The sequence below is a fragment of the Paenibacillus glucanolyticus NBRC 15330 genome, from assembly GCF_004000885.1.
GTDB lineage: Bacteria > Bacillota > Bacilli > Paenibacillales > Paenibacillaceae > Paenibacillus_AQ > Paenibacillus_AQ glucanolyticus.
The window spans coordinates 404,221-430,405 of sequence record NZ_BIMC01000003.1 but is presented as its reverse complement, the minus strand read 5'-3'; the positions used below and the strand labels follow the sequence as shown (position 1 = coordinate 430,405).

At 51.4% G+C, this 26,185-nt stretch carries 20 protein-coding genes; 10 read left to right on the top strand and 10 right to left on the bottom strand.

Annotated features, from left to right (window positions below; all coding sequences use genetic code 11):
• Nucleotides 1-4: 4 nt before the first annotated feature.
• Nucleotides 5-1,105, bottom strand: a complete 1,101-nt coding sequence (gene ychF, locus PGL02S_RS07975; RefSeq protein ID WP_036640012.1) for a redox-regulated ATPase YchF — start codon at nucleotides 1,103-1,105, stop codon at nucleotides 5-7.
• 182 nt (nucleotides 1,106-1,287) lie between these two features.
• Entirely contained in the window at nucleotides 1,288-2,403 is a 1,116-nt protein-coding gene (fni, locus tag PGL02S_RS07970) for a type 2 isopentenyl-diphosphate Delta-isomerase (protein WP_036640015.1), read from the bottom strand.
• A 370-nt stretch (nucleotides 2,404-2,773) separates the two neighbouring features.
• On the opposite strand from fni, the gene PGL02S_RS07965 reads away from it, so the two are divergent.
• Nucleotides 2,774-4,243 (top strand): phospholipase D family protein, encoded by a 1,470-nt coding sequence (locus PGL02S_RS07965; RefSeq protein WP_051449212.1) that lies wholly within the window; start codon nucleotides 2,774-2,776, stop codon nucleotides 4,241-4,243.
• 63 nt (nucleotides 4,244-4,306) lie between these two features.
• On the opposite strand, the gene cls is transcribed toward PGL02S_RS07965, so the two are convergent.
• Complete coding sequence (gene cls / locus PGL02S_RS07960) at nucleotides 4,307-5,809, bottom strand: cardiolipin synthase (protein ID WP_036640017.1); 1,503 nt, start codon at nucleotides 5,807-5,809, stop codon at nucleotides 4,307-4,309.
• A 204-nt stretch (nucleotides 5,810-6,013) separates the two neighbouring features.
• Between cls and PGL02S_RS07955 the strand changes: the two genes are divergently transcribed.
• The 5 genes from PGL02S_RS07955 to PGL02S_RS07935 all read left to right on the top strand — a co-directional run bounded on the left by PGL02S_RS07955 (nucleotide 6,014) and on the right by PGL02S_RS07935 (nucleotide 11,715).
• Nucleotides 6,014-6,610, top strand: coding sequence for a TetR/AcrR family transcriptional regulator (locus PGL02S_RS07955; protein ID WP_006213118.1), 597 nt, complete (start codon nucleotides 6,014-6,016; stop codon nucleotides 6,608-6,610).
• Between the two features lie 98 nt (nucleotides 6,611-6,708).
• Nucleotides 6,709-7,050: a DMT family transporter gene (locus PGL02S_RS07950; RefSeq protein WP_006213119.1), complete on the top strand. Its 342-nt coding sequence runs from the start codon at nucleotides 6,709-6,711 to the stop codon at nucleotides 7,048-7,050.
• The gene (locus PGL02S_RS07945) at nucleotides 7,050-7,364 is read left to right on the top strand and encodes a DMT family transporter (protein WP_006213120.1); all 315 of its coding nucleotides are present in this window, start codon (nucleotides 7,050-7,052) and stop codon (nucleotides 7,362-7,364) included. Before PGL02S_RS07950 ends, PGL02S_RS07945 begins: the two co-directional genes overlap by 1 nt.
• Before the next feature lie 153 nt (nucleotides 7,365-7,517).
• Entirely contained in the window at nucleotides 7,518-8,471 is a 954-nt protein-coding gene (locus PGL02S_RS07940) for a TetR/AcrR family transcriptional regulator (RefSeq protein ID WP_036640021.1), read from the top strand.
• A 31-nt stretch (nucleotides 8,472-8,502) separates the two neighbouring features.
• Nucleotides 8,503-11,715, top strand: coding sequence for an efflux RND transporter permease subunit (locus PGL02S_RS07935; protein WP_036640023.1), 3,213 nt, complete (start codon nucleotides 8,503-8,505; stop codon nucleotides 11,713-11,715).
• A 95-nt stretch (nucleotides 11,716-11,810) separates the two neighbouring features.
• On the opposite strand, the gene PGL02S_RS07930 is transcribed toward PGL02S_RS07935, so the two are convergent.
• Nucleotides 11,811-12,488 (bottom strand): TorD/DmsD family molecular chaperone, encoded by a 678-nt coding sequence (locus PGL02S_RS07930; protein ID WP_036640026.1) that lies wholly within the window; start codon nucleotides 12,486-12,488, stop codon nucleotides 11,811-11,813.
• A gap of 343 nt (nucleotides 12,489-12,831) precedes the next feature.
• On the opposite strand from PGL02S_RS07930, the gene moaA reads away from it, so the two are divergent.
• Complete coding sequence (moaA, locus tag PGL02S_RS07925; protein WP_036640027.1) at nucleotides 12,832-13,836, top strand: GTP 3',8-cyclase MoaA; 1,005 nt, start codon at nucleotides 12,832-12,834, stop codon at nucleotides 13,834-13,836.
• A 106-nt stretch (nucleotides 13,837-13,942) separates the two neighbouring features.
• Here moaA and mobA read toward each other — a convergent pair whose 3' ends face one another.
• The gene (mobA, locus tag PGL02S_RS07920; RefSeq protein WP_051449196.1) at nucleotides 13,943-14,581 is read right to left on the bottom strand and encodes a molybdenum cofactor guanylyltransferase; all 639 of its coding nucleotides are present in this window, start codon (nucleotides 14,579-14,581) and stop codon (nucleotides 13,943-13,945) included.
• A gap of 188 nt (nucleotides 14,582-14,769) precedes the next feature.
• Here mobA and PGL02S_RS07915 point away from each other — a divergent pair, with 188 nt between their 5' ends.
• Nucleotides 14,770-15,993, top strand: a complete 1,224-nt coding sequence (locus PGL02S_RS07915) for an MFS transporter (RefSeq protein ID WP_036640580.1) — start codon at nucleotides 14,770-14,772, stop codon at nucleotides 15,991-15,993.
• A gap of 155 nt (nucleotides 15,994-16,148) precedes the next feature.
• Here the strand turns inward: PGL02S_RS07915 and PGL02S_RS07910 are convergent, their stop codons facing one another.
• On the bottom strand, nucleotides 16,149-17,867 hold the full coding sequence (locus PGL02S_RS07910; RefSeq protein ID WP_036640582.1) for a glutamine--tRNA ligase/YqeY domain fusion protein: 1,719 nt from the start codon (nucleotides 17,865-17,867) through the stop codon (nucleotides 16,149-16,151).
• Nucleotides 17,868-18,140: 273 nt separating this feature from the next.
• On the opposite strand from PGL02S_RS07910, the gene PGL02S_RS07905 reads away from it, so the two are divergent.
• The gene (locus PGL02S_RS07905) at nucleotides 18,141-18,395 is read left to right on the top strand and encodes a DUF2164 domain-containing protein (RefSeq protein ID WP_006213129.1); all 255 of its coding nucleotides are present in this window, start codon (nucleotides 18,141-18,143) and stop codon (nucleotides 18,393-18,395) included.
• Nucleotides 18,396-18,439: 44 nt separating this feature from the next.
• Nucleotides 18,440-18,988, top strand: coding sequence for a GNAT family N-acetyltransferase (locus PGL02S_RS07900; RefSeq protein ID WP_006213131.1), 549 nt, complete (start codon nucleotides 18,440-18,442; stop codon nucleotides 18,986-18,988).
• Nucleotides 18,989-19,144: 156 nt separating this feature from the next.
• Here PGL02S_RS07900 and PGL02S_RS07895 read toward each other — a convergent pair whose 3' ends face one another.
• From PGL02S_RS07895 to bglX, 4 genes are all read right to left on the bottom strand, one after another.
• Nucleotides 19,145-19,804 (bottom strand): MOSC domain-containing protein, encoded by a 660-nt coding sequence (locus tag PGL02S_RS07895; protein WP_036640029.1) that lies wholly within the window; start codon nucleotides 19,802-19,804, stop codon nucleotides 19,145-19,147.
• 178 nt (nucleotides 19,805-19,982) lie between these two features.
• The gene (locus tag PGL02S_RS07890; protein WP_036640031.1) at nucleotides 19,983-20,477 is read right to left on the bottom strand and encodes a GNAT family N-acetyltransferase; all 495 of its coding nucleotides are present in this window, start codon (nucleotides 20,475-20,477) and stop codon (nucleotides 19,983-19,985) included.
• An 82-nt stretch (nucleotides 20,478-20,559) separates the two neighbouring features.
• On the bottom strand, nucleotides 20,560-23,937 hold the full coding sequence (locus PGL02S_RS07885) for a GH36-type glycosyl hydrolase domain-containing protein (protein WP_036640033.1): 3,378 nt from the start codon (nucleotides 23,935-23,937) through the stop codon (nucleotides 20,560-20,562).
• A gap of 32 nt (nucleotides 23,938-23,969) precedes the next feature.
• A complete protein-coding gene (gene bglX, locus PGL02S_RS07880) occupies nucleotides 23,970-26,135 on the bottom strand; it encodes a beta-glucosidase BglX (protein WP_036640036.1) in 2,166 nt (721 codons plus the stop codon).
• Nucleotides 26,136-26,185 lie beyond the last annotated feature (50 nt).

The following is a 26,185-nucleotide window of genomic DNA, read 5'->3' as shown; positions in this document are numbered from 1 at the left end:
GTTTCTAAACGTTGAAACGGAAATGCATAACATCGCCGTCGCTGACAACATACTCCTTGCCTTCCAGACGGAGCTGTCCACGTTCTTTCGCTCCGTTCATCGATCCAGCAGCAACCAAATCATCGTAAGCGACTACTTCAGCACGGATGAAGCCTCGTTCGAAGTCCGTATGGATAACAGCTGCCGCTTGCGGTGCCTTCGTTCCTTTGCGAATCGTCCACGCACGCACTTCCTGCACGCCAGCTGTAAAGTACGTGTACAGTCCAAGAAGGCTGTACGCTGCCTTGATCAGACGGTTCAGGCCGGATTCTTCAAGTCCCAGCTCCTCAAGGAACATCGCTTTATCCTCGCCTTCGAGCTCGGCAATTTCGGCTTCCACCTTCGCGCTGATCGGAACCACAATCGCATTCTCTGCCGCCGCGAAATCACGAACCTGCTGCACAAACGGATTGCTGTCCGCTTCCGCTACTCCGTCCTCACTCAGGTTAGCCGCATACAGAACCGGCTTCAATGTCAGAAGGTGCAGGTCGCGAACAATCAGCTTCTCATCATCGCTGAGTTCCACACTGCGTGCAGGCTGGTCGTTGTAAAGAGCTTCCTTCAGGCGCTCCAGCAGCTCAACTTCCTGGGCATACTGCTTGTTGCCGCCCTTCATATTCTTCTTGGCACGGTCAATCCGCTTCTCCACGCTGTCGAGATCAGCCAGGATCAGCTCCAGATTAATGGTCTGGATATCGCTCACCGGGTTCACTTTGCCATCGACGTGGGTAATGTTCTCATCTTCAAAGCAGCGAACCACGTGAACGATGGCATCCACTTCACGAATGTGGGCAAGAAACTTGTTCCCAAGCCCTTCGCCTTTGCTTGCACCGCGAACCAGACCCGCGATATCCACAAATTCAAAAGCCGTCGGAACCGTCTTGTTCGGTTGAACGAGCTCGGTCAGTTTATCGAGGCGCTCATCCGGCACTTCCACGACACCGACGTTCGGGTCAATTGTACAGAACGGGTAGTTAGCCGATTCGGCGCCCGCCTGTGTAATCGCATTAAACAATGTAGATTTGCCGACGTTTGGCAAACCGACGATCCCTGCCTTTAAAGCCATTTATGTGACAACTCCTTATTATAAGTTACTCTTATTAGTAAGTATTCAAAGCTTGGGTTCATATCACCTAAGCTGCCAATCCCAGCTAAACAATCTTATTAATTATAGCAGATACCCCATAGACTTCAATACGAATATACTGCCATCACTCCGTCCCGATTCCGGCAGTCAAGCCGGTCAATTCAGGCACGAATCAGACGCGCGGTGGACCTCAGAGCTTCGATGTTCCCTGCGCCAATTCCAAACATGGCTGTCTGCAGCTCCAATTCCACCTGCGCCAGCCGCTGGTCCAGCGCCTCTACAGAGTCAACGGCGGAGCCCAGCAATCCGCGTCCGAAGCCAGCCAGGTCAGCGCCCAGCGCTATCGCTTTCGCGACATCAACGCCGTTTTGCAGCCCGCCACTGCCGATCAGGGTACAGGCAGGAGCAGCCTCCCGCACCTCCAAAATGCATTCTGCGGTAGGATTGCCCCATCCGGCAAAAGCTTCCGCAGCGCAGCGGCGTACCGGGTCCTTGCTGCGGAATTTCTCCACCTGGCTCCAGGAGGTGCCGCCCGCACCAGCCACATCGATGAACGCTGCCCCGATATCCAGCAGTCTTCGCGCGGTTTCTCCATCAATTCCCCAGCCGACCTCTTTAATGCCCACCGGCACTTCCAGCGTTCGGCACAGATCCTCAATTCGGCCAAGCAAACGGCCAAACCGGGTATTCCCCTCCGGCTGAAATACCTCCTGGAGTCCATTCAGATGAAGAACGAGCATATCGGCACCCGCGATATCCACCGCCCGCTGGCAATCGTCAAGACCAAAGCCATAGTTCAGCTGTACAGCCCCCAGGTTTGCGATAACCGGCACACTCGGTGCACACTCTCTCACGCGGAATGTAGGAGCAAGCTCCTCCTTCTCCACCGCAGCCCGGACAGAGCCCACCCCAAGCGCCCAGCCGCGGCGCTCCGCAGCTTCGGCCAGCCTCATATTGATCTCTCCGGTCGCCTTGCTTCCTCCCGTCATGGAGCTGATCAGCAATGGCGTTCGTACCGGAATATCCAGAAACGTGGTGTCCAGTTTAATATCTTCAAAGTCGATCTCCGGCAGCGCGGAGTGACGGAAGCGGTAACGTTCAAAGCCTGATGTTAAACCGACGGAACCTACCTCCTCATCAAGGCATAGGCGCACATGCTCTATTTTTCGTTCACCGGTTGGTACTTCCGGCAGCAGCCGGCCCTCGGATCTCCCGGTTCCACTGCCAGTAATGGTTTCAGCGGGCATGCCCGCAGTATCTTTATGTTCTGAATTCATTCCGTGCCTCCTTGTTCAAGTAATTCATCCTTAAATTAACCATCTTATTAGCGTGCACAGGGTGCCGGATATGGCCGGTTGTATGATATGAAGAACAACAAGCAAAAATATAAGCCAGATGTCCGTTTTCTGCCGCATGGAATGAAACAAAAAACCGTATATTATCATTCTACCCCTGAAACGGGTCAACAACCCGGCATAAGGAGCCTTATCACATATGGCAGACGGAGTGCGTCATGTCCGGTGATTGATGTTAATTAACGTTATACAACTGAAAGTTATAGGAGGATGGGCTATTTTGGATTTCCGTCATTTATTTCGCAGCCGCACTTCAGATCATCCGCATCCCCCTGATGGAGATACTCCACTTATGCCAGGTAAAGCGCATACCAAAGGTTCCCGAACACGAAAATATATTTTTACCGGCCTTGTCCTTCTCATTCTATGGCTGATCGGCGTGATGATCTATCAGACTCACAAGCCTCTGCCCAAGGGGATTTCTTACGAAAGCCCGCTCTATCAGAGCGAGGTTGCCATGTGGGTCGACCTGACCTATCCCGGTCCGGACGGTCAACCGGTCCATGATCGCGAGATCGGACCGCGCATCGGCCAGATTATTGATGAATCCCGAAAATTCCTGGTTATCGATATGTTTCTGTTCAACGGTTACGCCCATAAAGGCCAGACATTTCCGAAGGTGAGTGAGGAGCTCACCGATCGCCTTGTGAAGCATAAACAAAAATATCCCGACATGGACATCTTCTTTATCAGCGATGAAGTTAACACCGGATATGGTTCCTATCCGCTTCCGGAGTTCGAGGCCATGAAGGCCGCGGGCATTCAAGTCATTATAACCGATGTCAACCGGCTGCGGGATTCGACGCCGATCTATTCCGCTGTATGGCGCACCTTTTTCCAATGGTTTGGTCAATCCGGCAAAGGAACGCTCCCCAATCTGATGGCAAACGAAGCGCCCGATATTACCGTTCGCTCCTATCTGAAGCTGCTGAACGTGAAGGCCAATCATCGTAAGGTCGTCATCAGCGAAAACACAGCGCTTGTCACTTCAGCCAACATTCATGATGCCAGCGCTTTCCACTCGAACATCGCTTTTGAAACAAGCGGCGACATCATTGGCGATATACTGGCCACTGAGCAAGCTGCCGTCAATCTTTCAAGCGATATCAAACTGCCGGCATATGAACCGAAGGCGGCAGCTCCCAAGCAGCCTTCCGGGCAGGCCAGCGTCGATGTTCGGTACCTGACGGAAGGGAAAATATACAAATACGTTCTGGAGGCCATTGAGCAGTCTCAATCCGGAGATACACTCTGGATGGGGATGTTCTATCTGGCCGACGGCAAGGTGATGGACCAGCTTCTGAAAGCCTCGGAGCGCGGCGTCGACATACGCCTTATCCTGGATCCGAACCAGAATGCATTCGGCAGGGAAAAAATCGGGATCCCCAACCGTCCGGCTGCCGCTGAACTCATCAAGAAATCAAAGGGCAATATCTCCGTTCGTTGGTACAACACCGGTAAAGAGCAGTATCATACCAAACTGATGTACATTGCCAAACCAACCAGCAAATCCGTAATGACGGGCGGATCCACTAATTTCACCCAGCGAAATCTGGCCGATCTGAATCTGGAGAACAACCTGTGGATCGCCGCCCCAAAGGATCATCCGCTTACCCGGGACCTGGACCGGTACTTTAATCAGATATGGTTCAACGAGGGCGCCGAATTCAGTCTTGATGCCGGAGCTTATCAGGGAAAAACCACCTGGATCAAAGATGTTCTGTTCCGGATTCAAAAGTTCCTCGGGTTCACAACCTTCTAACAATTAGGCCGACATAAAAGCGCATTGAGTGCAGCTGCATTCAACGCGCGTTCCCCTGCCGATTTACAACAGAGGTGACATCAGCCGGGCTGCCGATTCCAGCAGCCTGGTCATGATCCTCTTCTTGCGGGTATGGTTGCGGTCATACACGATGGCCGATTCCAGATCATGCTCGAAATCCGACACAAGCTTGGCCACGCTTTCCGTATGTACCAAGAGTGCGTTAACCTCGAAATTAAGATGAAAACTCCGCATGTCCATATTGGCGGTGCCAATCGTCGCGATTTCCCCGTCCACGATCAGCAGCTTGGAATGCATGAAACCTTTCTCATATTCATATACCCGCACCCCGACATCCAGCAGAGCGGGAAAATAGGAGTGGGAAGCCAGGAAGGGCAGCCACTTGTCCGGTTTCGACGGAAACAGGATCCGTACGTCAAGCCCTGACAAGGCAGCAACCCGGAGCGCGGTTAGAATATCTTCATCCGGTATAAAATAGGGTGTCGCCAGCCAGACGGATTTGCGAGCCGACACAATCATGGAGAAGAAAATATTTTTGAGCGCCCTCCGCTCATTGTCCGGTCCGCTCGCAATAATCTGGACCGCTCCACTGCGGTTCTCCAGCAGATCCGGTGAATAATAGATCGGCTCGCTCGGCTGCTCTCCTGTCATGTACTGCCAATCCTGCAGAAATACAACCTGAAGCGTCCTTACAGCCTCTCCGCGGATAAGCATATGGGTGTCTCGCCAGAAACCAAAGGCCTTGCTGCGGCTCAAGTACTCATCACCTACATTCAATCCGCCAACGAATCCAACACTGCCGTCAATGACAACGATTTTGCGATGATTGCGGTAATTTACACGGCTGGTAAAAAATATCGTTTTCGGACTGCCAAACACGGCGACCTGTATGCCGGCATCCCTCATCTCCTGCAGGAAGGCCGGCGGCAGCTGCAGGCTGCCCACGGCATCTACCATAAACCGAACGGCAATGCCTTCCCTCGCCTTGCGGATCAAAATTTCCTGAATCTGCGTGCCGATGGCATCCGGCCGATAAATGTAATACTCCATATGGATATGATGCACGGCCCGTTCCAGCTCCGCTATCAATGCCGCGAACGTCTCTTCCCCATCGGTCAGCACCCGCGAGTCGCTGGAGAAGGAAATCGGCGTGCGCGCCAGCCGGGAAGACAGCTGAAGCAGCTGCTGCGTTTCAGGCTTAAAGCAGGAAACGTCAGGGGTGCTCTTGCGGAGCACCTCGCTGGTGTATACCAGGACGTCCTTCTGTGCTTTTTTATCATATTTTCTCCGTTTGAAGTAGTTCTGCCCGAACAAGAAATAAAAAACAAGCCCGACGATGGGAACGAGCGCAAGCAGCAGAATCCAGGCCATGGTGCTGGAAGGATGGCGGTTCTCCATAAAAATCATGAATCCGATAGATACTACGGTGAGGGTGGAGAAGATCCCGATGACCGTCCCTGTCGTCTTTCCGAAATAATGCATGCCAAAATAATAAAACGCGATCAAAAGCGCGGTGATCAGTACAGCCTCTATTCCCTTTCTCATGTCAGTTTACCCCTTGTTATTCATCGTTTCTGTCTCTTTTGTATGGACGATGTCGATCACACATATTCTACATGATCTCCCCCCGGAACTAAAGACTGTTCTCTTGCAGATAGTCAGACAGCTCCAAGCCCAAATATTGACATTGACAATACTGGCATCATTTGATAAAAATATAACTAACGACCGTTAGTTAGGAGGAGTATTATGAGTGCCGCCAATATTAAACAGTCCGCCCTTGCCCATTTTGCCAAGAACGGTTATGAAGGGGCATCGCTGAAACATATCGCCGACGATTGCGGAATCAAGAAACCGTCTATTTACGCTCATTTTTCAAGCAAGGAGGATTTGTTCCTGCAGGTGCTTCAAGACGTATTCCAACGACAAGAGAAATTAATGGTGGGCTATTTCCTTAACCACACGGATTTGCCGCTGGAGCAGCAGCTGCATGGATTTCTTGAGAACAGTCTCCAGGCTTACCAAGGGGATGATGAAGTGCGATTCTTCATGCGGATGGCCTTCTTCCCGCCTAGCACCTTCTACGATGAGGTGATGGCTATGTTGTATCCGCTGCTGGACGAGCAGGAGAACAACCTGTCCAGACTGCTTGCGGCAGGCTGTCCCGTGCATGGGCGTATCATTCGATACCCACGTAAAGCAGCCATCGCCTTTATGACCCTGCTCGATGGAATTCATCTGGAAGCCGTTTACGGCGGGGAGGAACGCGCCTTGAAACGTCTGACCGCCGCTTGGCCGATATTTTGGTTAGGGGTAACGAAGCAAAGTTCTAACAGCAAGAGTTAAATTATCGCAGAACTACGCATGATAAGTATAAATTTCAAGGAGAATAAGAGTCTGCAGGAGATAACAATTCTTTTTCATTAAAAGGAGTGACAATCATAATGAATCGCAACTGGATTTATGTACTGCTGGCTGGATTGGTCGAGGTCATATGGGTTATGGGTCTGAAGTATTCCAACAACACGTTGGAGTGGCTTGGTACTATAGTCGCCATTACAGCCAGCTTCTATCTTATTATCGAAGCAGCCAAACGCCTGCCGGTCGGAACGGTATATGCCGTCTTTACAGGTATCGGAACCGCCGGCACGGTGGCATCGGAAATGCTGTTCTTTGGAGAACCGTTCAAATTGGTCAAGGTTCTTCTGATCTGCGTGCTGCTTGCAGGTGTAGTCGGCCTTAAGCTGGTTACGAGTGATCATGCAGAACCGGAGGTGAGTAAATAATGGCTTGGGTTGCGCTTATATTTGCCGGATTATTCGAAATTGGCGGTGTCATTGGTATTAAAGGCGTGTCGCAGCGCAAGGGATGGCATTATACACTGATTCTGGCCTTATCGTTTGGTATCAGCTTCTCCCTCCTCTCTTATGCCATGACCGTGCTGCCGATGGGGACCGCTTATGCCATCTGGACGGGAATTGGAACAGCCGGTGGAGCCATGGTCGGGATGTTCCTGTTCGGAGAGCCGAAGGATTGGCGGCGAGTGGTGTTCATTTCCATGATTCTGTGCTCGGCTGTCGGTCTGAAATTGATAAGTTAGGCGATTTTTCTAGAAAATTTCATATATTTTCAGAACCAAGAAAAGGGACGACCGTAGTAAAGTTGAAACGGTCGTTCTTTTTCATATATACTTATTCATGACCATATGGTCAATCTCAGAACTGAAAAGTTCTCAAGCGAGGTGAGCTTTTGATTGGCTGATAAAACGGCAGAGAAACGACAGCAAATTCTCATCACTGCGATGCAGCTGTTTTCCGCGAAGGGCTCTTCGGTTACCTCCATGCAGGAAATCGCCGAAGTATGCGGGATGTCGAAAGGCAGCCTTTATCTTCATTTCAAGTCCAAAGAGGAACTGGAAAAGAGCATTTACGAGCATATCGCAAACCGGATTAAAGATGAGATCCTCCGTGTCGATCACGATCCGCTGCTTGAGCCTAAGGAGCAGCTGCGCAAGCAGACGGAAGTGCTTCTTGTCCATTTTCTGGAGATCCGGGAATATCTCCTGAAGCAGTTCCATGATCAGATGCCGGGGAAACCGCCTATTGACAAGGAAAACATGCGGCAGGAAATGCTCGCTGCATTGCAGTGGTTTAACAATAAGCTCAAAAGCATTTATGGACCGGACGTAGAGCCTTATACGATGGAGATTGGCATGTTTATGGCCAGCATGCTGGGTTCGTATATTCGCTTCCTGTTCATGCCAGGGTTTCATTTGAATGTGGGAATCACTGCAGACCACCAGATCCAGCTGCTCGATGATATTGTAAACAGCATTCTGCGCAGACGTCCCGAACCTCTGATTCCGATGGAGGCGATTGGGCAATTGAGTCAGTTATGCCAGACCGACATTCGTACAACCCGTCACCCGCTTATCGTCATTAAAGCAATGAAAAATGAACTGAAGAAGAGTACGGTAGAGACGGAAGTCCGGGAAGATGCTATGGAGTCGCTCAATATTATGGAGAAAGAGCTGCTTGGCCTCCAGCCCAGCAGGGCCGTTCTAAAGGGAATGCTTGCTAACCTGGAGGGGATCGAGGACCTGGAGGCACTGTATACCGAGCTCAAGGGCACCATTGTTACCGTGCTGGAAAGCTATCTTACCCCTGGTGGAATTATGCAGGGAAACGGGTCGAAGTTAGAGACATAGCGTTATTTTGGAGAGGAGAGAGAATCACCTAATGAAAGGAATTATCAATTTTTCGCTGCGCAACAAGTTTGCGATCTGGCTGCTGACCATCATCGTCAGCTTTGGTGGATTGTACAGTGGACTGACAATGAAACAAGAAACCATTCCGGATATTAACGTCCCATTCTTAAGCGTCACCGCCATCTATCCGGGTGCAGCTCCTGAAGGAGTTGTAGAGGATGTAACCAAACCGCTTGAGACAAGACTGAGAAATATCGACGGCGTAAAAACCGTAACCTCCACTTCCATGGAGAATGCAGCCAACGTGATGGTTGAATTTGATTATGGTAGTGATCTGGACAACGCTACAGCAGCTGTTCGGGAAGCAATCAATGAAGTCAAGCTGCCTGAGGATGCTCAGAAACCTACCATATCCAAATTCAGCATGAGCTCCATGCCGGTTGTCTCCTTGAGTATATCGAACAAAGACAACATGGCACTGGATGAATTAACCCGTATCACAGAGAATGACATTGTACCCGAGCTCGAAGATTTGGATGGGGTTGCTTCCATTCAGGTAGCCGGACAATTTGTTAATGAAGTCCAACTGAAATTTAACCAGGACAAAATGAACGAGCTTGGCCTGACCGAAGATACCGTTAAAGGCATCGTGCAGGGTTCAGCGCTGTATGTTCCGCTCGGTATGTTCGAAATGGAAAAATCCCAAAAGGCCGTAGCCATTGATGGCGGCATCATCGGCATTGACGATCTGAAGAATATCGCCATTCCTGTTATTCCAGGCGGAGGCGGTGCCGATGCATCTGCCGGAGCTGGCGCTCCTGGTGCTGGTGCAGCTCAACAGCAGCAACCTCCTGGCGATGCGGCTGGGGCTGCAGGTCAGCAGGGAGCTCCCGGTGCTGATGCCAGTGCTGGTGGACAGAATGGCGCTCCATCCGCTCCCACCGGCATTCCAACCGTAAAACTCAGCGAGATTGCCAAGATTGAAGTTATCGGAACCTCGGAATCCATCTCCCGCACCAACGGGAAGGAATCCATCGGTATCCAAATCGTTAAGGCGAACGATGCCAACACGGTTGACGTTGTTAATCAGGTAAAAGACAAGGCAGAGGAATTGAAAGGCCTATTCCCTGGCATGGATCTGACCATCATGCTGGATCAAGGTAAACCGATCGAGGACTCCGTTCATACCATGCTCTCCAAGGCATTGTTCGGTGCATTATTTGCTGTTCTGATCATCATGATCTTCCTGCGCAATATCCGTTCGACCATCATATCGATCATTTCCATCCCGTTATCCTTGTTGATTGCGGTACTGTGCTTGAAGCAAATGGATATTACCCTGAATATGATGTCACTCGGTGCCATGACCGTTGCCATCGGCCGGGTTGTCGATGATTCGATTGTTGTTATCGAGAATATCTACCGGCGCATGTCCCTCTCGACCGAAAAACTGACAGGCCGAGAGCTCATTAGTGCCGCTACACGTGAAATGTTTGTTCCCATCATGTCTTCCACCATCGTAACCATCGCGGTATTCCTGCCGCTTACACTGGTTAGCGGTATGGTCGGCGAGCTGTTCATGCCATTCGCATTGACGATGGTCTTCGCGCTGCTGGCTTCCCTGGTCGTGGCGGTTACGCTTGTACCTGCTATGGCGCACAGCCTGTTCCGCAAAGGCTTGAAGAACAAGCATGATCATGAGGAGAAGCCGGGCGCAATGGCCCGCGGCTATCGTTCGATCCTGAAATGGACTCTGAATCACAAAGCCATTACATTCCTGGCAGCCATCGTGCTGTTGGTAGGAAGCTTGTTCCTGACCAAGTATCTGGGGGTTAGCTTCATCCCGGAACAAGAAGACAAATACGCAATGGTGACCTACTCTCCTGAACCTGGCGTTATGCTGGAGGATGTAGAGGAACGTGCACTAAAAGCCGAGAAGCTGATTCTGGATCAACCTGGCGTACAGACAATGCAGTACTCCATCGGCGGAAGCAATCCGCTTGGAATGGGCTCCGCTAATTCCGGATTGTTCTACATTATGTACGATCCGGACACGAAAAACTTCGAAGATGTCAAAACGGCACTTATCGAGGATCTAGCCAAGGAAGTTCCGGATGGCACCTGGTCCAATATGGACATGGCGGCCGGCGGATTCGGAGGCAGCCAATTGACGGTTAACGTCTTCGGCGACTCCCTGGAGCAGATCAAGCCTGTAGCTGATCAAATTGCCGAGCTTGCGAACAAGGATACCGCTACCTTCGACAATGCGGAGACCAGTTTATCCGAGTCATTTGAGCAGTACACGCTGGTTGCCGATCAAGAGAAGTTAAGCTCTCTTGGCCTCACAGCCGGACAATTGGCTATGAAGCTGGCACCCGTACGGGAGCGTCCAGTCTTGACGGAAATTAAGATTGAGGACAAAACTTACAATGTTTACATTGAAACCGACAGCAAAACCTATAAGAGCATTAAAGAAATTGAAGACGAAACGGTAACGTCTCCACTCGGTATGGAAGTACCGATCAAGGATGTAGCCAAAGTTGAAAAAGGAACCACGCCTGACTCCATTACACGCATCGATGGTAAAATGGTTGTGAGTGTCACAGCCGATATCCTGTCCAGCGATGTAGGCTCGGCTTCCACCAATCTGGAATCCGAAGTCAGCAAACTTGAGCTTCCAGACGGGGTATCCGTAGAGTTCGGAGGCGTTACCGAGCAAATCAATGAAACCTTCGGACAGCTTGGACTCGCCATGCTGGCGGCCATTGCTATTGTATACTTTGTACTCGTGGTGACGTTTGGCGGGGGTCTTGCACCATTTGCCATCCTGTTCTCACTGCCATTCATCGTCATCGGTGCCATTATCGGCCTGCTCATCACAGGCGAGACACTGAACGTATCTGCTCTCATGGGCGTACTCATGTTGATTGGTATCGTAGTCACGAACGCAATTGTATTGATCGACCGTGTTATCCACATGGAACGCGAAGGAATGAGCACTCGCGAAGCCTTGCTCGAAGCCGGTGCAACCCGTCTTCGTCCAATCCTGATGACGGCACTGGCCACCATCGGTGCGCTGCTGCCTCTCGTATTCGGTTGGGAGAACAGCGCGGGTATCATCTCACGCGGGCTCGGCATAACCGTTATCGGCGGTCTGATCAGTTCGACGCTGCTCACACTCGTTGTTGTACCTATCGTGTATGAGTTCCTGATGAAGTTCAGCAAGAAAAGAATCGAAGATTAATCCGATATAACACAAAAGCCCCGGCCTCCTATTTAGGAGACCGGGGCTTTGTTTTTGTAGATGACTACGATTCGCATGTTTTCTTATCTGCTGCTCTAATGCACCATTACAGCTTCCCTAGATTGCTTCCACGTCTTCAGCATGTTCAGATCCTGTGCGAGGAACTCCTCGAGCAGACTGAATAATGCCTGATACAGCGGACTCTCCGTAGAACCTTTCAGATCCTTGCAGAGAGAGGGCACCCATGACAACAGATGCTCTTCCAGAAACTTCTCCTGAACCTGCATTAATTGCAGCATGCTGTGTTCACAATACGTATTGTTCAGCATACGGTCATGAAGCAGTGTCATAAATTCCAGTTCGAGGGCTATATGATCGTCCGCTTCGCCATGCAGTTTATTGAATGCTACACCAGCGGATGCATAACACTCGGCCAAATCCTGAGCGCATCCATCCTGGGTATAATGGGACTCAGCGGCCTGACGCTGTTTGGTCTGCTCAAGCAGTCGGCGGTATTCCGCCTCTTCATACTCGCAAATCCGAACCAATTCCTCAGGCGAGCGTCCGCACAAATATTTCATCAGGTCTGAACCTGCCTTCGAACACTCCGCAGCCTTGCTAATTCCGCTTCCGCGGCTCCATTCTGCAATCATAGACAAGCTGGGCCAGTTGCCCAAAAAATCAATCAGCAGCTCATAAACCGTTCCCCGGTTTTCAAGCCACCTGTGACAGACGTCAGGTACCTCCAAAGTTTGAACAGGTGATATCCCCATATCGAACCTCCTACTTTGTAACCTCTCTTGTTGGATGTGATATCCTTGACAGTATATCTTAGATGAACGTCTAATGAAAGCAGTTTGAAATGATTTCCGAAAATTTCGGAAAAATAAGGAAACTTCCGGAAATCTAGAATGTCACTACTCGCTTTCAAGGGGAGAAAGCTTTTGTCCACAGGTTCAATATACATGATTTCGAAAGCGTTTTCTGTGATACTTGTCACAAAATCACGACCATCTGCCTGCAGCTTGTCCGCCGGGAGGGACCTAAATGTCGCATTGACTCCGATTCAGGGAATAGCTACAATGTGACCATGTATGCTACGAAAGGGGGATTTCCATGATTGAACCGCTTAAAGACTCTTTCGGTCGGGTCCATGATTATATTCGTATCTCGGTGACGGACCGATGCAATCTGCGTTGTGTCTATTGTATGCCGGAAGAAGGAATGGAATTCCAACCTCACGATCAGATTATGAGTTACGAAGAGATCGCCGCGATCCTCCGCGTTCTTGCCCCCATGGGCGTATCCAAAGTACGTCTTACCGGCGGTGAGCCGCTCGTGCGCAAGGATCTGGAGAACTTAGTCCATATGATTGCTTCCATAGAAGAAATTCAAGATATATCCCTCACAACCAACGGGATCATGCTGCCATCAAAAGCCCGGCTTCTTAAGGAAGCAGGACTCACGCGAATCAACATCAGTCTGGATTCGCTTCACGAGGAGCGTTATGCACGCATTACGCGCGGCGGCCATGTGTCTAAAGTGCTGGAAGGCATCGAAGCAGCCTATGAAGCCGGCCTGGATCCCATCAAGCTGAACATGGTGCTGATGAAGGGCTTTAACGAAGATGAGATCCGCGATTTCATCGCCATGACACTCGATCGTCCTTTACATGTCCGCTTTATTGAATATATGCCGATTGGTCAAGCATCCGATGCCTGGCGCGATTCGTACCTGCCACTAAGCCGAGTATCCGAAGTGTGTCAGGAGGCCGGATGGAGCATCCAGGAAGAGCAGGGTCCATCCGGCAACGGGCCCTCCCGCAACATGAAGGTTGTCGGAGCTACAGGAACGTTTGGCTTGATCCATCCGGTCAGCGACCATTTCTGCGACTCCTGCAACCGACTCAGGCTGACTGCAGACGGCCATATCAAGGCTTGTCTGTACTGGTCCGACGAGTTTAACGTGCGCCGCGTCATCGATGATCCCCAGGCGGTTGCGAACCTGTTCCGGAAAGCGCTGGGTGCAAAGCCGCTGAATCATGAAATGGCACTGGCACTTGAGAAAAAAGCACAGAGCCACACCCCCACTGTGCGGCGCATGTCGCAGATCGGCGGCTAGCCCTCTGCGAGCTGTAAGCGAGCGGAAGACAGATTGTATTTTAGGCTCAATAAACATAGAAGTAAATAAGCAACCCCCGCCAGCATCCAACGGGCGGGGGTGTTTTTTAGGATGAGGAAAACCCTCTTGCTGCCTCATAATCATCCGGCGTATTCATATTGAATAAGACCTTTCGCGGATCAAGACCTGTCATGTGCTCTAATTGCTCTTCGTTCACGTATACAGCCTTTAGCTCCTCCACCCATTCGACCATGCGGTACTGTTCCGCCTGAAGCTTTCGTTCGAGACTCGTCATAACTTCCCTGCGATATACCGCCAGCAGCGGGTGCATTCTCCCTTGAACAACCGGGATTACGGCCTCTACCGTGTCCTGCGTAATCGCCAGATTCAGCAGTCCCTGAAGAAACTGCTCGTGAATAAACGGCATGTCGCATGCTGCAACCACATTCCATGGAGTATTCGACGCCCCAAGTGCTGCATGAAGACCCGCCATGGGGCCCTTCCCCGCGTGGATATCCAGAACGCATTCCACTCCCAAAAAATGATAGGATTTCGGATCGTTGGTCGATATGATCACCCGGCTGCTCACTTTGCCTATAGCCTGTACCGCCCGCTCGATCATACTCGCTTCTCCCATAGGCAGAAGGGCTTTGTTCCTCCCCATCCTCCGGGAGGCTCCTCCTGCAAGCACGATGCCCGTCACCGAAGCGGATGGCAGATTGACGACGACGGTTTGACCACTCATTCGTTTCACCACACTTTCTTAACACGTTGTAAAAACATCATTCAGTCTATGGGATAATAACCAGATAAATGGAAAATTATTTAAAAGATGGTTTGTATCCCTTTTCAATGCGTGATACATTGAAAGGAAAGCGGCTTTTTTGGACGCCGTTATTTTTGATTGTATTCGGTTTGAAAGGAATGACCTACTTGCGGAATATGGACAATGCTCAACCTTCGCTGACATCGCTCAAGCTGTTCAACTTCTTCATTTACGGAACCATGGTCATCTTCACCGGTTTCTTTCAGCTGTATTTGCAAGATATCGGCATGAGCAAAATTGAGATCGGCAGCCTGATGGCCATCGCGCCATTTGTGTCCATCTTTGCAAATCCTTTCTGGGGATTCTGGAGTGATCGGGCGGCAAACATCAAACGCGTGCTTCTGATCATGATGACCGGTACACTGCTGCTGGTTCAGTTTGTATTTCAAGCGAATACCTACGCAATGATATACATGACGATGATCTTCTTTTATTTTTTCCAGACTCCGATGTTCTCGCAGACGAATTCACTGATTCTAACCTATATTGATGGAACGCAGCAGAAATTCGGCTCTTTTCGGCTATGGGGCTCCCTGGGATGGGCCTTGACAGCAATTGTCGCAGGACCAGTAATCGATCAGCTCGGATCCGGACGCATCTCCATTGTGTTCTCGATCATGCTGCTCGTGGCGGCCTTGTTCATGTTCACACTGCCCTCCATTCAGAAAACAACAGCATCGGCAACCGTCAACCTAAGAGGACTTACCCGACTGTTCCTGAATCCCCATTTTGTCTGGTTCATTCTGTTAGGCATCATGGTATCCATCCCGAACACGGCCAATAATACCTTTATGTCCTTATACATTCTGGAGCTTGGCGGCACCAAACAGATGGTCGGTCTTGCAATCTTCCTCTCATCGATATTTGAAGTGGCGATCTTCATTCTGTTTGACCGCTTCCTGAAGCGGAAGATCAATGTGCTGGTCGGCTGCCTGACCATTGTCAGCCTGCTCTTCGCGCTCCGCTGGCTGCTTATGGCGGAAGCCAATGGCCCGCTGGAGGTAGCCTTCATCCAGCTTCTGCACTGCGTAACCTTTGGCGGATATTTCTATGTCGGCGTACAGCTCACGATGCTGTTTGTTCCGACGCCTTACCGGGCATCCGGACAAGCGATCTACACCTTAAGCTGGAGCGGCATCTCCGGCGTCATCGGCGGTTTGGCCGGCGGCTGGATGTTCCAGAACTTCGGGGCGCAGATCATGTACCGAACCGGCATGATGCTTGCCATTGTGGGTGCCATCGGTTTTGGCTGGATGTGGTACAACCTGCGCAAGCATGGTTACCAGCCGCTGCACCCGGATGATGAGGCTGAGGGATACACTGCGAATTAGATCGACTTGAATGTATGCCAGACTAACTACCGTAAATATAACAAGACTCGAATGACTCCCGTGCGGGAGCCTTCGAGTCTTGTTTATGTTATGGGGAGCATGAAAGACATCAGCAGCCTCTGTCCATGATCCTTTTGTTCATTCTACGAGCCTTCTCACTTCTTCGGAAGCTGGAACGAGCTCTTCAGGGAGACTACGCGGTTAAATACCGGACGCCCCGGCTGTGAATACTTCGAGTCCACATTGAAATATCCGTGGCGGAAGAACTGGAACTTGTCCTGTGGTGCCGCATCCTTCATATTGGGTTCCACGAAGCCCTGCACAATTTGCAGTGAATTCGGATTGATGTCGTCCAGGAAGGACTTTTCCGCTGCGACTTCCTGCTCTTCGCCCGCAATTTCTTGCACCCCTTCCGCTTCCTCCTCTTCGCCCTTGAACAGCGGTTCGAAGAGACGGAATTCGGCTGGTACAGCCTGGGTGGCCTCCACCCAGTGGATCGTCCCTTTCACCTTCCGTCCGGTAAAGCCGCTGCCGCTCTTCGTCTCCGGATCATAGGTGCAGTGAATCTCAACAACCTTGCCGCTCTCATCCTTGATGACCTCATGGCATTTGATGAAATAAGCATGTTTTAAACGAACCTCATTGCCAGGGAACAAGCGGAAATATTTGCTCGGAGGATCTTCCATAAAGTCCTCTTGCTCAATATAAATCTCGCGGGAGAATGGAATCTGACGGATCCCCATTTCCGGATTCTCCGTATTGTTCTCGGCGTCCAGCCACTCCGTCTCACCTTCAGGATAGTTCGTGATAACCACCTTCAGCGGGTCCAGCACAGCCATCGTACGCGGCGCCTTCAGCTTCAGGTCTTCCCGGATAAAGTGCTCCATCACCTGACGATCCACTGTACCGTATGCCTTCGAAATTCCCGTCTCAAATACGAAGCTGCGAATAGCCTCCGGGGTATAGCCCAGACGGCGAAGTCCGGAGATCGTCGGCATGCGCGGATCATCCCAGCCGTCCACAACGTTCTCGTCTACGAGCTGCTTCAGCTTGCGCTTGCTCGTTACCGTCTGCGCTACGTTCAGACGTCCGAATTCGTACTGGTGCGGCGTGCTGTCCATCTCACATTCCGCTACCACCCAGTCATAGAATGGGCGCTGATCTTCAAACTCCAGGGAGCACAGGGAATGCGTGACGCCTTCAATAGCATCTTCCAGCGGGTGCGCAAAAGCATACATCGGATAGATGCACCATTTGTCGCCCGTATTATGATGATGTGCATGAGAGATACGGTAAATGACCGGATCCCGCAGATTAATATTAGGCGAAGCCATATCGATCTTCGCACGCAGCACGCGCTCGCCGTTGGCGAATTCCCCTTTGCGCATCCGCTCGAACAGATCCAGATTCTCTTCAACGCCGCGATCCCGGTAAGGACTGTTTTGACCAGGCTCGGTCAGGGTTCCGCGGGTTGCGCGGATTTGGTCAGCGGTTTGATCATCCACGTAAGCCTTCCCTTTTTTGATCAGCAGCACCGCACGATTGAACATTTCTTCAAAATAATCAGAAGCATACCGCAGCTCTTCCCAATCGAAGCCGAGCCACTTGACGTCTTCCTTAATAGAATTGACATATTCAATGTCTTCCTTCACCGGGTTCGTATCATCAAACCGCAAGTGCGTCCGTCCGCCGAACTCGTCGGCCAGTGTGAAATTGATCCAGATTGCCTTGGCATGTCCGATATGCAAGTAACCGTTCGGTTCCGGCGGAAAGCGGGTAACGATCTCCTTGACCTTACCGGACTTCAGGTCTTCGGTAATTACATTCTTTATGAAATTGGAGGGGGTTCCCCGATGGTTCTCCACGTTGATCAACCTTTCATTCTGTGAATTTCTGTCTATCTCCTGTATAAACGTGTTTCCCTTAAATATACCTGTAATGCGGGGATTGTTCAAGGAATTCGGCGTTTCAGCACCGCAGGCCGCCCATTTCAGATGTGCAATCGACAGGCGATCCAATCGATGCATTCAACCTGCGAACAATTCATTCGGCAGAAGGTGATATGCCTGCAACAATCATTTTGACGGGGGCTTTTTTATAGGGTAGCATGAAGAGAAAACAGCCATTATAGGAGGCCTGTCAATCTTATGAAACCTAGCAAACTTCCCAAAGAGCAGCGCGAACAGCTTATCGAAGGAGTCCAGGAATATTTTGAAACCGAGCGCGGCGAGACCCTGGGTCATCTGGCTGCGGAGAGCGTTCTCGATTTTTTCATGGAAACGCTGGGGCCGCACTTATATAATCAAGCGCTCAGCGACTGCAGAACGGTGGTCAGTCAGCGTATGATTTCCCTTGAAGAAGATATTTACGCATTAGAGCAAAAAGTGAAGCGAACTCGTTAAGGCTGACATACCCTTCACGATGGTGAACAAAGGAGAATACATATATGTTTGGATACGCATTAGACGACCATGTAGAGCTGCGGCCACTGGCCATAGAGCATGCACGGGCCCTGTTCGAGATGACAGACCGGTCACGGGACCGCCTCCGCAAGTGGCTTCCCTGGGTGGATGCCGTCACAGAGATAAACGATTCTGTCAATTATATTAAAGGGGCCATGAAGCAAGCGGCCGACAACGGTGGCTTCTCGGCAGGCATCTGGGTGCGCGAGGAGCTGGCTGGGACCATCTCATTCCATGAGATTGATTGGACCAACCGTTCCGTCAGCATTGGCTATTGGCTGGATCAGCATTTTACCGGCCAAGGCCTGATGACAAGCGCTTGCCGGGCGTTCACGGATCACGCGCTGATGCGCATGGGGCTGAACCGGGTGGAGATCCGCTGTGCGACCGCGAATCATCGCAGCCGGGCCATCCCGGAACGGCTGGGATTTGTGCTGGAAGGCGTTATCCGGGAAGCGGAGAAGCTGCCTCAAGGCTATGTTAACCATGCGGTTTACGGCATGATTCAAAGCGAATGGAAGCGGATGAGATAACCAGCACCTGCGCTTGATCATAAGACAGCCTTTGGCCTCTCATCACGCCGCAAGAAAACGTCGTATTGTCATTATAAGACAGATCATCTTAAAGAAACCGGCTTGTATCCTGTAGAAAGGACGCAAGCCGGTTTTGCCAATCGCCCTCCAGAAACATCAATCCGTCCTGCTCTGCAGGGCTTCAAGCCATTTTCCGAACTGCGTCTTCAAACTAACGGACAGCACATCCAGTTCAAGCATGCGGTTCAACCCCTGCTCATCCTTCCGTCCATCCTTCATCATACGAAGCACCTCCAGCACCGTCGCGCCCGCAGCGTGAGACTCCAGCTGGGTGACGGAGGAATCGGCACGGACATCCCCTTCCTCCAGCACTCGGAAGTAAAACCCGCTATAACCTGTGTTCAGCACACGTACCGGCATGTCCTTGACACCAAGCTTCTGAGACAGCTTGAAGCACGGGTATCGAGGCTGGCTGATCTGCACCACTGCGTCTCCTACCCGGTACACATCGCCAATGCAGACCCGATCCTCCAGCATTCCCCGCAGCGTCAGATTCTCTCCAAAGGCGGCATAGGGGAGCTGCTTCCCCAGACTGTTCTCCCAATAGGCGTAATGCTCGTAGGGATAAGCGCACACCGCTTTATCTACGCCGCCGTGATTGACGAGGTCTGCCTGCCCGTCCCCTGCGAAATTCACCGTGCTCAGAAACAAAGGGCCGTCCACTGGCTGCTTGTAGATTCCAGTAGACAGGTCTTTTCCCTGGTATTCAACGGTTACAGGCGTTCCCACATTCAGTGATACAATTCCTAAAGTCATGGAAAGTAACCTCCGCTCTCTTCTTTTTTCATCTACTATATGCAATCGCCTGTGCTCTTGTCCAGAAGCGGTCAAGCAGCAGAATTAGAAAAAAACAGCCCGGCAAGCTGCCGGGCCGTTCCAACCTAATACTCATCCTCTTCTTGCACATGGACAGTGCTTTTGAGCGATGCGCGGTTTATAAGAAATAACACATTAAGATATCATCGACGTAACGTCCGTCCACATAGAACTCCTGAATCAGTCGGCCCTCTTCCTTAAATCCGCAGTTCTTATAGAAGGAAAGTGCACCGGGATTACTGGACAGCACGCGCAGCCTCAGCTTCGTTATGCCCTCAACCCGTGCCATCTCCTTCACTGCTTCTATAAGGCGCTTCCCGATGCCCCGCCGTTGATGGGAGGGATGAACCGCTATATTCAACTCCAGCACATGACGATTGCTGTGAAGGCCTGTTGGCGCACGGAATCCAACATAACCGCATAACTCCTCCTCATACAGCGCCACAAGCTGCGTGCCGGGCGGGCATTGCAGAAGGTAATGATCCCTTGAGGTCCATTTCAGCGGCTCAGGGGCTGTATTACAATCCCATACCAGTTCATCAAGCTCCATGAGTGAAACGGCGTCCTTCATCTCGGAGAACCGGATGGTCACTGTCTCTTGACGGGTCTTCATCGCCATCCCTCGCTTCGATAACCATTCCATTCATTATATCAGAACGATGTGTTTCCTGCTGACGAGTTATAGGGATCAAGCATTATTGTTCATTAACTCCACTGTAAATATCCACAACACATCCAACCTGACTCTCTGTGGCTAATCGCTTAAAGTCTGCGCTGGAAATGCGCACGCCGCCTGTGCGGTAACGGTTCCGGATGGAACCGGCGGCTACATCCTGTCCGTTGATCGTGACACGGGTCTCCTCACGGCTATCAATGTGATAGCTGAACGTAACCGGGATTCCGGCATAATGGAATTCGAACTGAAGACCATCGAGTGACGTCGGCAGAACCGGGTCGATCACGAGATCTCCCCCGGCTTCACGAATGCCAAGCGCATTGGAGATCAGCTGGTTCATATAAATCCCTGGACCGCTGGAATAAATTCTCCATCCTCCCTTGACGGGCACGCGTCCGCTGCGCAGCTCATTAAAAGATTCCTGTGCATCATATCGGGTGTTGAACTTCCCGTCGGAGCTGCTGAAATACGCATTGCTCTGACGCAGCTCCGCATTCGGCACAACCTCGGTAATGCCGATCGGGTTGATGCGCTCAAGCCCGCTCCATACCTCGCTGCTCTTGCCAAGCTTCGCCATGGCCTCCACAAAACGAATGTGCGCATGCACATATTGAAGGCCCACTTCCCGGCCAAAATTGGCTGCCTGCTCCGCCCGCTTAAAGTGGGTGCTGACGCCGCCGGCATATACAGCCGGACGATTCATCAGCCTCACCCCGTCCGGGCAGAACAATTGTTCACGGATAATCTCGTAATGGCTGGCTGCCTGCTCCGGCGTTAACAGCTCACTGATCATGCTGCGCGTCATTGGCAGCAATCGATACTGGATTCCTGTCTCCTGATCCGTTGGATGAAGCAGGAATTTGCTGTGCTCTTTGCTCTCCATATATACAAATCCAGGAATGACTTCGGAATTCAAGATGTACGCATTGAAATCCCGCTGGATTCCTTCAGCGAGTTCCCCCATCTCAGCGGACATTCCTGTATCCACGTTCTCCATGACATGGGAGAACTGGTTCAAGGTCTGATACGTCAAAGCTACCGTCCAGCTGCTGACCATGAACTGTTTCAATTGAGCGTTGGCCGGCTGCAGCGTATCATCCCAGTCCCCGTCTCCATAGGAAGACAGATGGGTGTCATGAAGGAAATGATTCCGAATGTAGGACAATTGTTTCTTCACATGCTCAAGCACGGTATGCGATTGCTCTGTAAAATCGAAGCTGTGTTTTCTAGTATAAGGGACGGCCAGCTCCAGAATGTCGTAATCATGAGTAACGGCCAAATAATCGCCAAGCACCTTAAGCGGCCAAACGATAATGTCGCCATGGCTTTCTTCCTGCTGTATATGTGCATACTGATCAAACATGAACCACTGCGGCCAATTCCCGTCATCTTCGTATTGGTGGGAGTACACCTCCAGCAGAATATCCCGAACCTGCTCGTATTGATGAGTTGCCATGAAATACTCGACAGGTCCCTGGCATACATCGCGTGTCCCCCACGCCGCACCGCCGTATTGTTCCAGCCCGTGCGGTACGGAATAGTGAACCAGCATGTTGTGCGTGTACCACCAGGCCAGCGCATTCACCTTGAACAAGCTGTCATCCTGACCATCCTTGAAACTTAAGTGGAACCCGTTCATGACCGAAGCATAGAACGAGCGGTAGCTTGCGATCTCCTCTTCGGCCTGCCGAGCCTGAATCGGAGCATTCGCCGCATCGAGATTGCCTTGTATGGTCATAGTCCATTCAGCGCTCTCACTAAGCCTTAACACCGTCAGGGAAGCATCTCCCGATACAACATTGCTTGCCAGAGCGGTTTCGTCTGTAACATGCACATCAGCTCCATTTACCTGAAGACGGTAATGGAGATCCTTGTATACGGACGCGCTGAGCGAAGCCGAATCCGCACGGAACGTGATCACGTTGCCTTCCTGAACACGGTGATACGGAACCTCATATTCATTGACGTCCATCGTCATTTGCATAGTGACGAGATAACGGTAAGCCCTGCCGCTCTTAGAACGAACCTCAAGCGTCAGCTCCGGCGATACGGCCGAGGTGAAGTTGGTAATGATCAGCATGTCATTGTCAGTCTTATAATACCACCGTACATAGTTAAAGCCGATCTCAAACACGGATGGCATGGTAAGAAGACGGTACTTCCCGTCAATGTCTACATAGATACGCTGACCTGACGTTTTGAGCACGTTAAGCGCGCTTCTGGCGTGGCTCATCATTTTGTTGAAGTTGGTATTGCCCGTAACCACCTGAGAATTGAACACCCCATACATATACGAGGTTGTCGTTAAGACAGGACTGCCAAGCGTCACATTCTGACCGCTCATCAGGATATGACCGTGCGGACGCTCCACTCGAAGCTCTTTCTCCTTCATGACGATATGCTCGTAGGTATCCGTGAAGAAGGACAACAGCTCTTCCCCGTCACGCTCCTCTTGGCGGCGTACAGGATACAATGCCTTCAGCTCATCTGCAGTCAAAGGCACGGTACGCAGAGGTTCCCCAAGGAACTCCGATCGTTCCGTGCGCGTTAGTTTATGACCCGTTCCTGTCATGCCGATAGCTTCAACCTGCTGCCAAGTTGACTGAAGCTCATCCTGGAACTCCAATTCGGTGACAGCCTCAGGATGATGCTCTTTAAACAATCCATAAAATACGAATCTCGCCTTGCCATCAAGCTCGAGGCATGGTGACTGCAGCGCAGTGTAAGCAAATTCATATTGATACACTTCATTAGCCAGGCTCTCCTTGGACAAGGCCTCCGCTTGGTTTGTCTCCTTATAAGAAAGACCAAAAAACTGAAATCCATCCGTGGCATAGCCAACGGCTGTTGTCAGCGCGCCTTGCTGAAGATAGGGGAACACGCCTCCCTGCGGCTGGTTTTGACGGGAACACACGACATAACCCAGGTCTTCCTGTTCAAACACGGCATGGTCGATATACTGGGACAAATACGCTTCATTGGTTCGAACGGCGCCCGGATGCGCGATCCCTACGTCCTGTCCATACACAACATCAACTTGGATCCCTTCCCCTTGGAGCTCAATATCCCAGAACCAGGCTCCTGATTCTGTCGGGGTGAATAGTACCTTATAGGCAACTCCCTTAACGTTTCCTTCCCACATCATCCGATTATCCAAGCGGGTTACCACGCTGTTCGAATGCACCCCAAGCAGGGGAATCGCCTCGATGCCGGCCTCGGTATGAATTCTCAGAAACAGATTGTTAAGGGCACCATCAATCGAATTGGAGAGGAGCTGGTTTATCATGGTGCTGCCGTAAGTCGCCTGAAACAGATCACCGCTAGGCAAAAAGGTAAACGTTAATTCTCCCGCCTTGAGAACCATCTTGTCATCGTTCATTACATTGCTGGCTGTCACAAGTATCACTTCCTGTCTGCAAAAATATGTGTTTATTTCCGAAGTCGAAACCGCCGTGTCTCTGTATCCCTGCTATTCTTTCCGACCATAATATCGAATTCCCCCGCATCGCTGGTGAAGGATAGATCCGAATGATGATAGCGCAGCTGTTGTTCGGTCAGCGTAAAGGTTACATCCTGTTGTTCGCCTGGCTGCAGCTGTACCTTGCGGAAAGCCTTCAGTTCCTTGACCGGTCTGACAACTTCGCCGGATCGATCACGAATATACAGCTGTACTACCTCTGCGCCGGCCATGTCTCCGGTATTCGTAACCGAAACCGTGACCTCCAGAGATTCATCCGGCGATATTTCATCCGTTGACAGCGTCATGTCCCCATATTTGAAATCGGTATAGCTTAGACCGAAGCCAAACGGAAGCAGCGGCTCATTCGGAATGTCCAAATATTGCGATACATAGCGCTCCTGCGCGTCTGGCGCATCCTTCGGACGCCCGGTGTTGAAATGGTTATAATATACCGGTACTTGTCCAACGGAATATGGAAACGACATGCTGAGACGGCCGGAAGGATTCACTTCGCCTGTAAGCAGTGCAGCTACAGCTGCTCCGCCTTCAGTTCCCGGGAACCAGGCTTCCAGTACTGCATCTGCCTCATCCAGCACACCGTGCAGATCCAGCGGGCGGCCGTTGAACAAGACGGCAACCATCGGCTTCTGCAGCGTTTTGAGGTGCTGAATCAGCTGTAGCTGCGGCTGTGGCAATGTAATGAGGGCGCGGCTGCCCGCTTCTCCGCTCATCTCGGAATCCTCCCCCAGCGCAAGCACGATAACGTCGGCTTCCATCGCAGCCTTCATGGCTTCTTCCAATTGCCGTCCGGTCATTGTGCTCACACCGCAGCCCTCGGCTACCGTTAGCTGACCAGATGGCAGCTTGGAGCGAAGGCCCTGCTCCATCGTCACTGCATCTTCCTTGGAGCCCGTCCACGACCATGGGCCGAGAATATCGCCGCTTGCAGCAAAAGGGCCGATCAATGCAACACGCTGCTCCGCTTGCAGCGGCAGCAGAGCTTCATTCTTCAGGAGCACGCAGGATTTAGCCGCTGCTTCCCGTGCTGCCTGACGATGCTCATCGCAGAATACGATTTCCCGCTCAGCCTGCGGATCAGCTCCCCTCGTAGGACGCTCAAACAGTCCGAGGCGCTTTTTCAAAGTTAGAATGCGCAGCACGGCCTCATCAATCAGAGACTCATCCACCCGTCCCTCTCGGACCAGTGCCGGTAAATGATGAACATAACTGGAAGTCATCATCTCAATGTCCACGCCATCTTCCATGGCCTTCAGTGCCGCTTCATCTTCATCCTCCGCAATGCCATGGGGAATCATCTCTTTGACCGCTCCCCAGTCGGAAATCAGTACACCAGCGAAGCCCCATTCGCTTCGCAGCAAATCGCGCATCAGCCTTTTATTGCCGGTAGCCGGGATTCCATCCACGGTATTGAAGGCGGTCATGACCATCTCGACGCCCTCATCCAGCGCCGCCTTGTATCCAGGCAAGTAATATTCCCGCAGCTGACGCTCGGACATGTCCACCGTGTTGTAATCACGGCCACCTTCGCCTGCTCCGTAGGCAGCGAAATGCTTCACGCAAGCTGCAAGCCGGTTCAGGTCGCCGCTCAGGTCGTCACCCTGAAACCCCCTGACAAAAGCTCGCGCAAATTCACTGTTCAAATAGGGATCTTCGCCGGTCGACTCCATTACGCGTCCCCAACGGGGATCGCGAACCAGGTCCACCATTGGCGCAAAGGTCACGTGAAGACCGGATACCGCGGCCTCACGTGCAGCGATCTCCGCACTCCGCTCGGCAAGACTCGGATCCCACGAACTTCCCATTGCCAGCGGCACCGGAAAGATGGTCTTGAACCCATGCACGATATCGGCCATGATCAGCAGCGGAATGCCCAGCCTATTTTTGCGCATATGCGCTTCCTGAACAGCGATAACTGCCTCTGCACCCGCTAAACCCAACACGGAGCCTGCATTACTTACAATGGCATCCGTTATGCCGAGCGACTCCATAGGACCTGTAATCTGTCCGGATTCCTGAGTTCCTTCGAAAAAAGGGACGGCCAGTTGTAGAAGCTGCGCGATTTTTTCCTCCAGCGTCATCTGATCTACCAGAGAAATCAGTTGTTGATCTGCCATTTCCCATCCTCCTTTGTCTTTGCAACATTCCATTCTACATAAATTCGAAA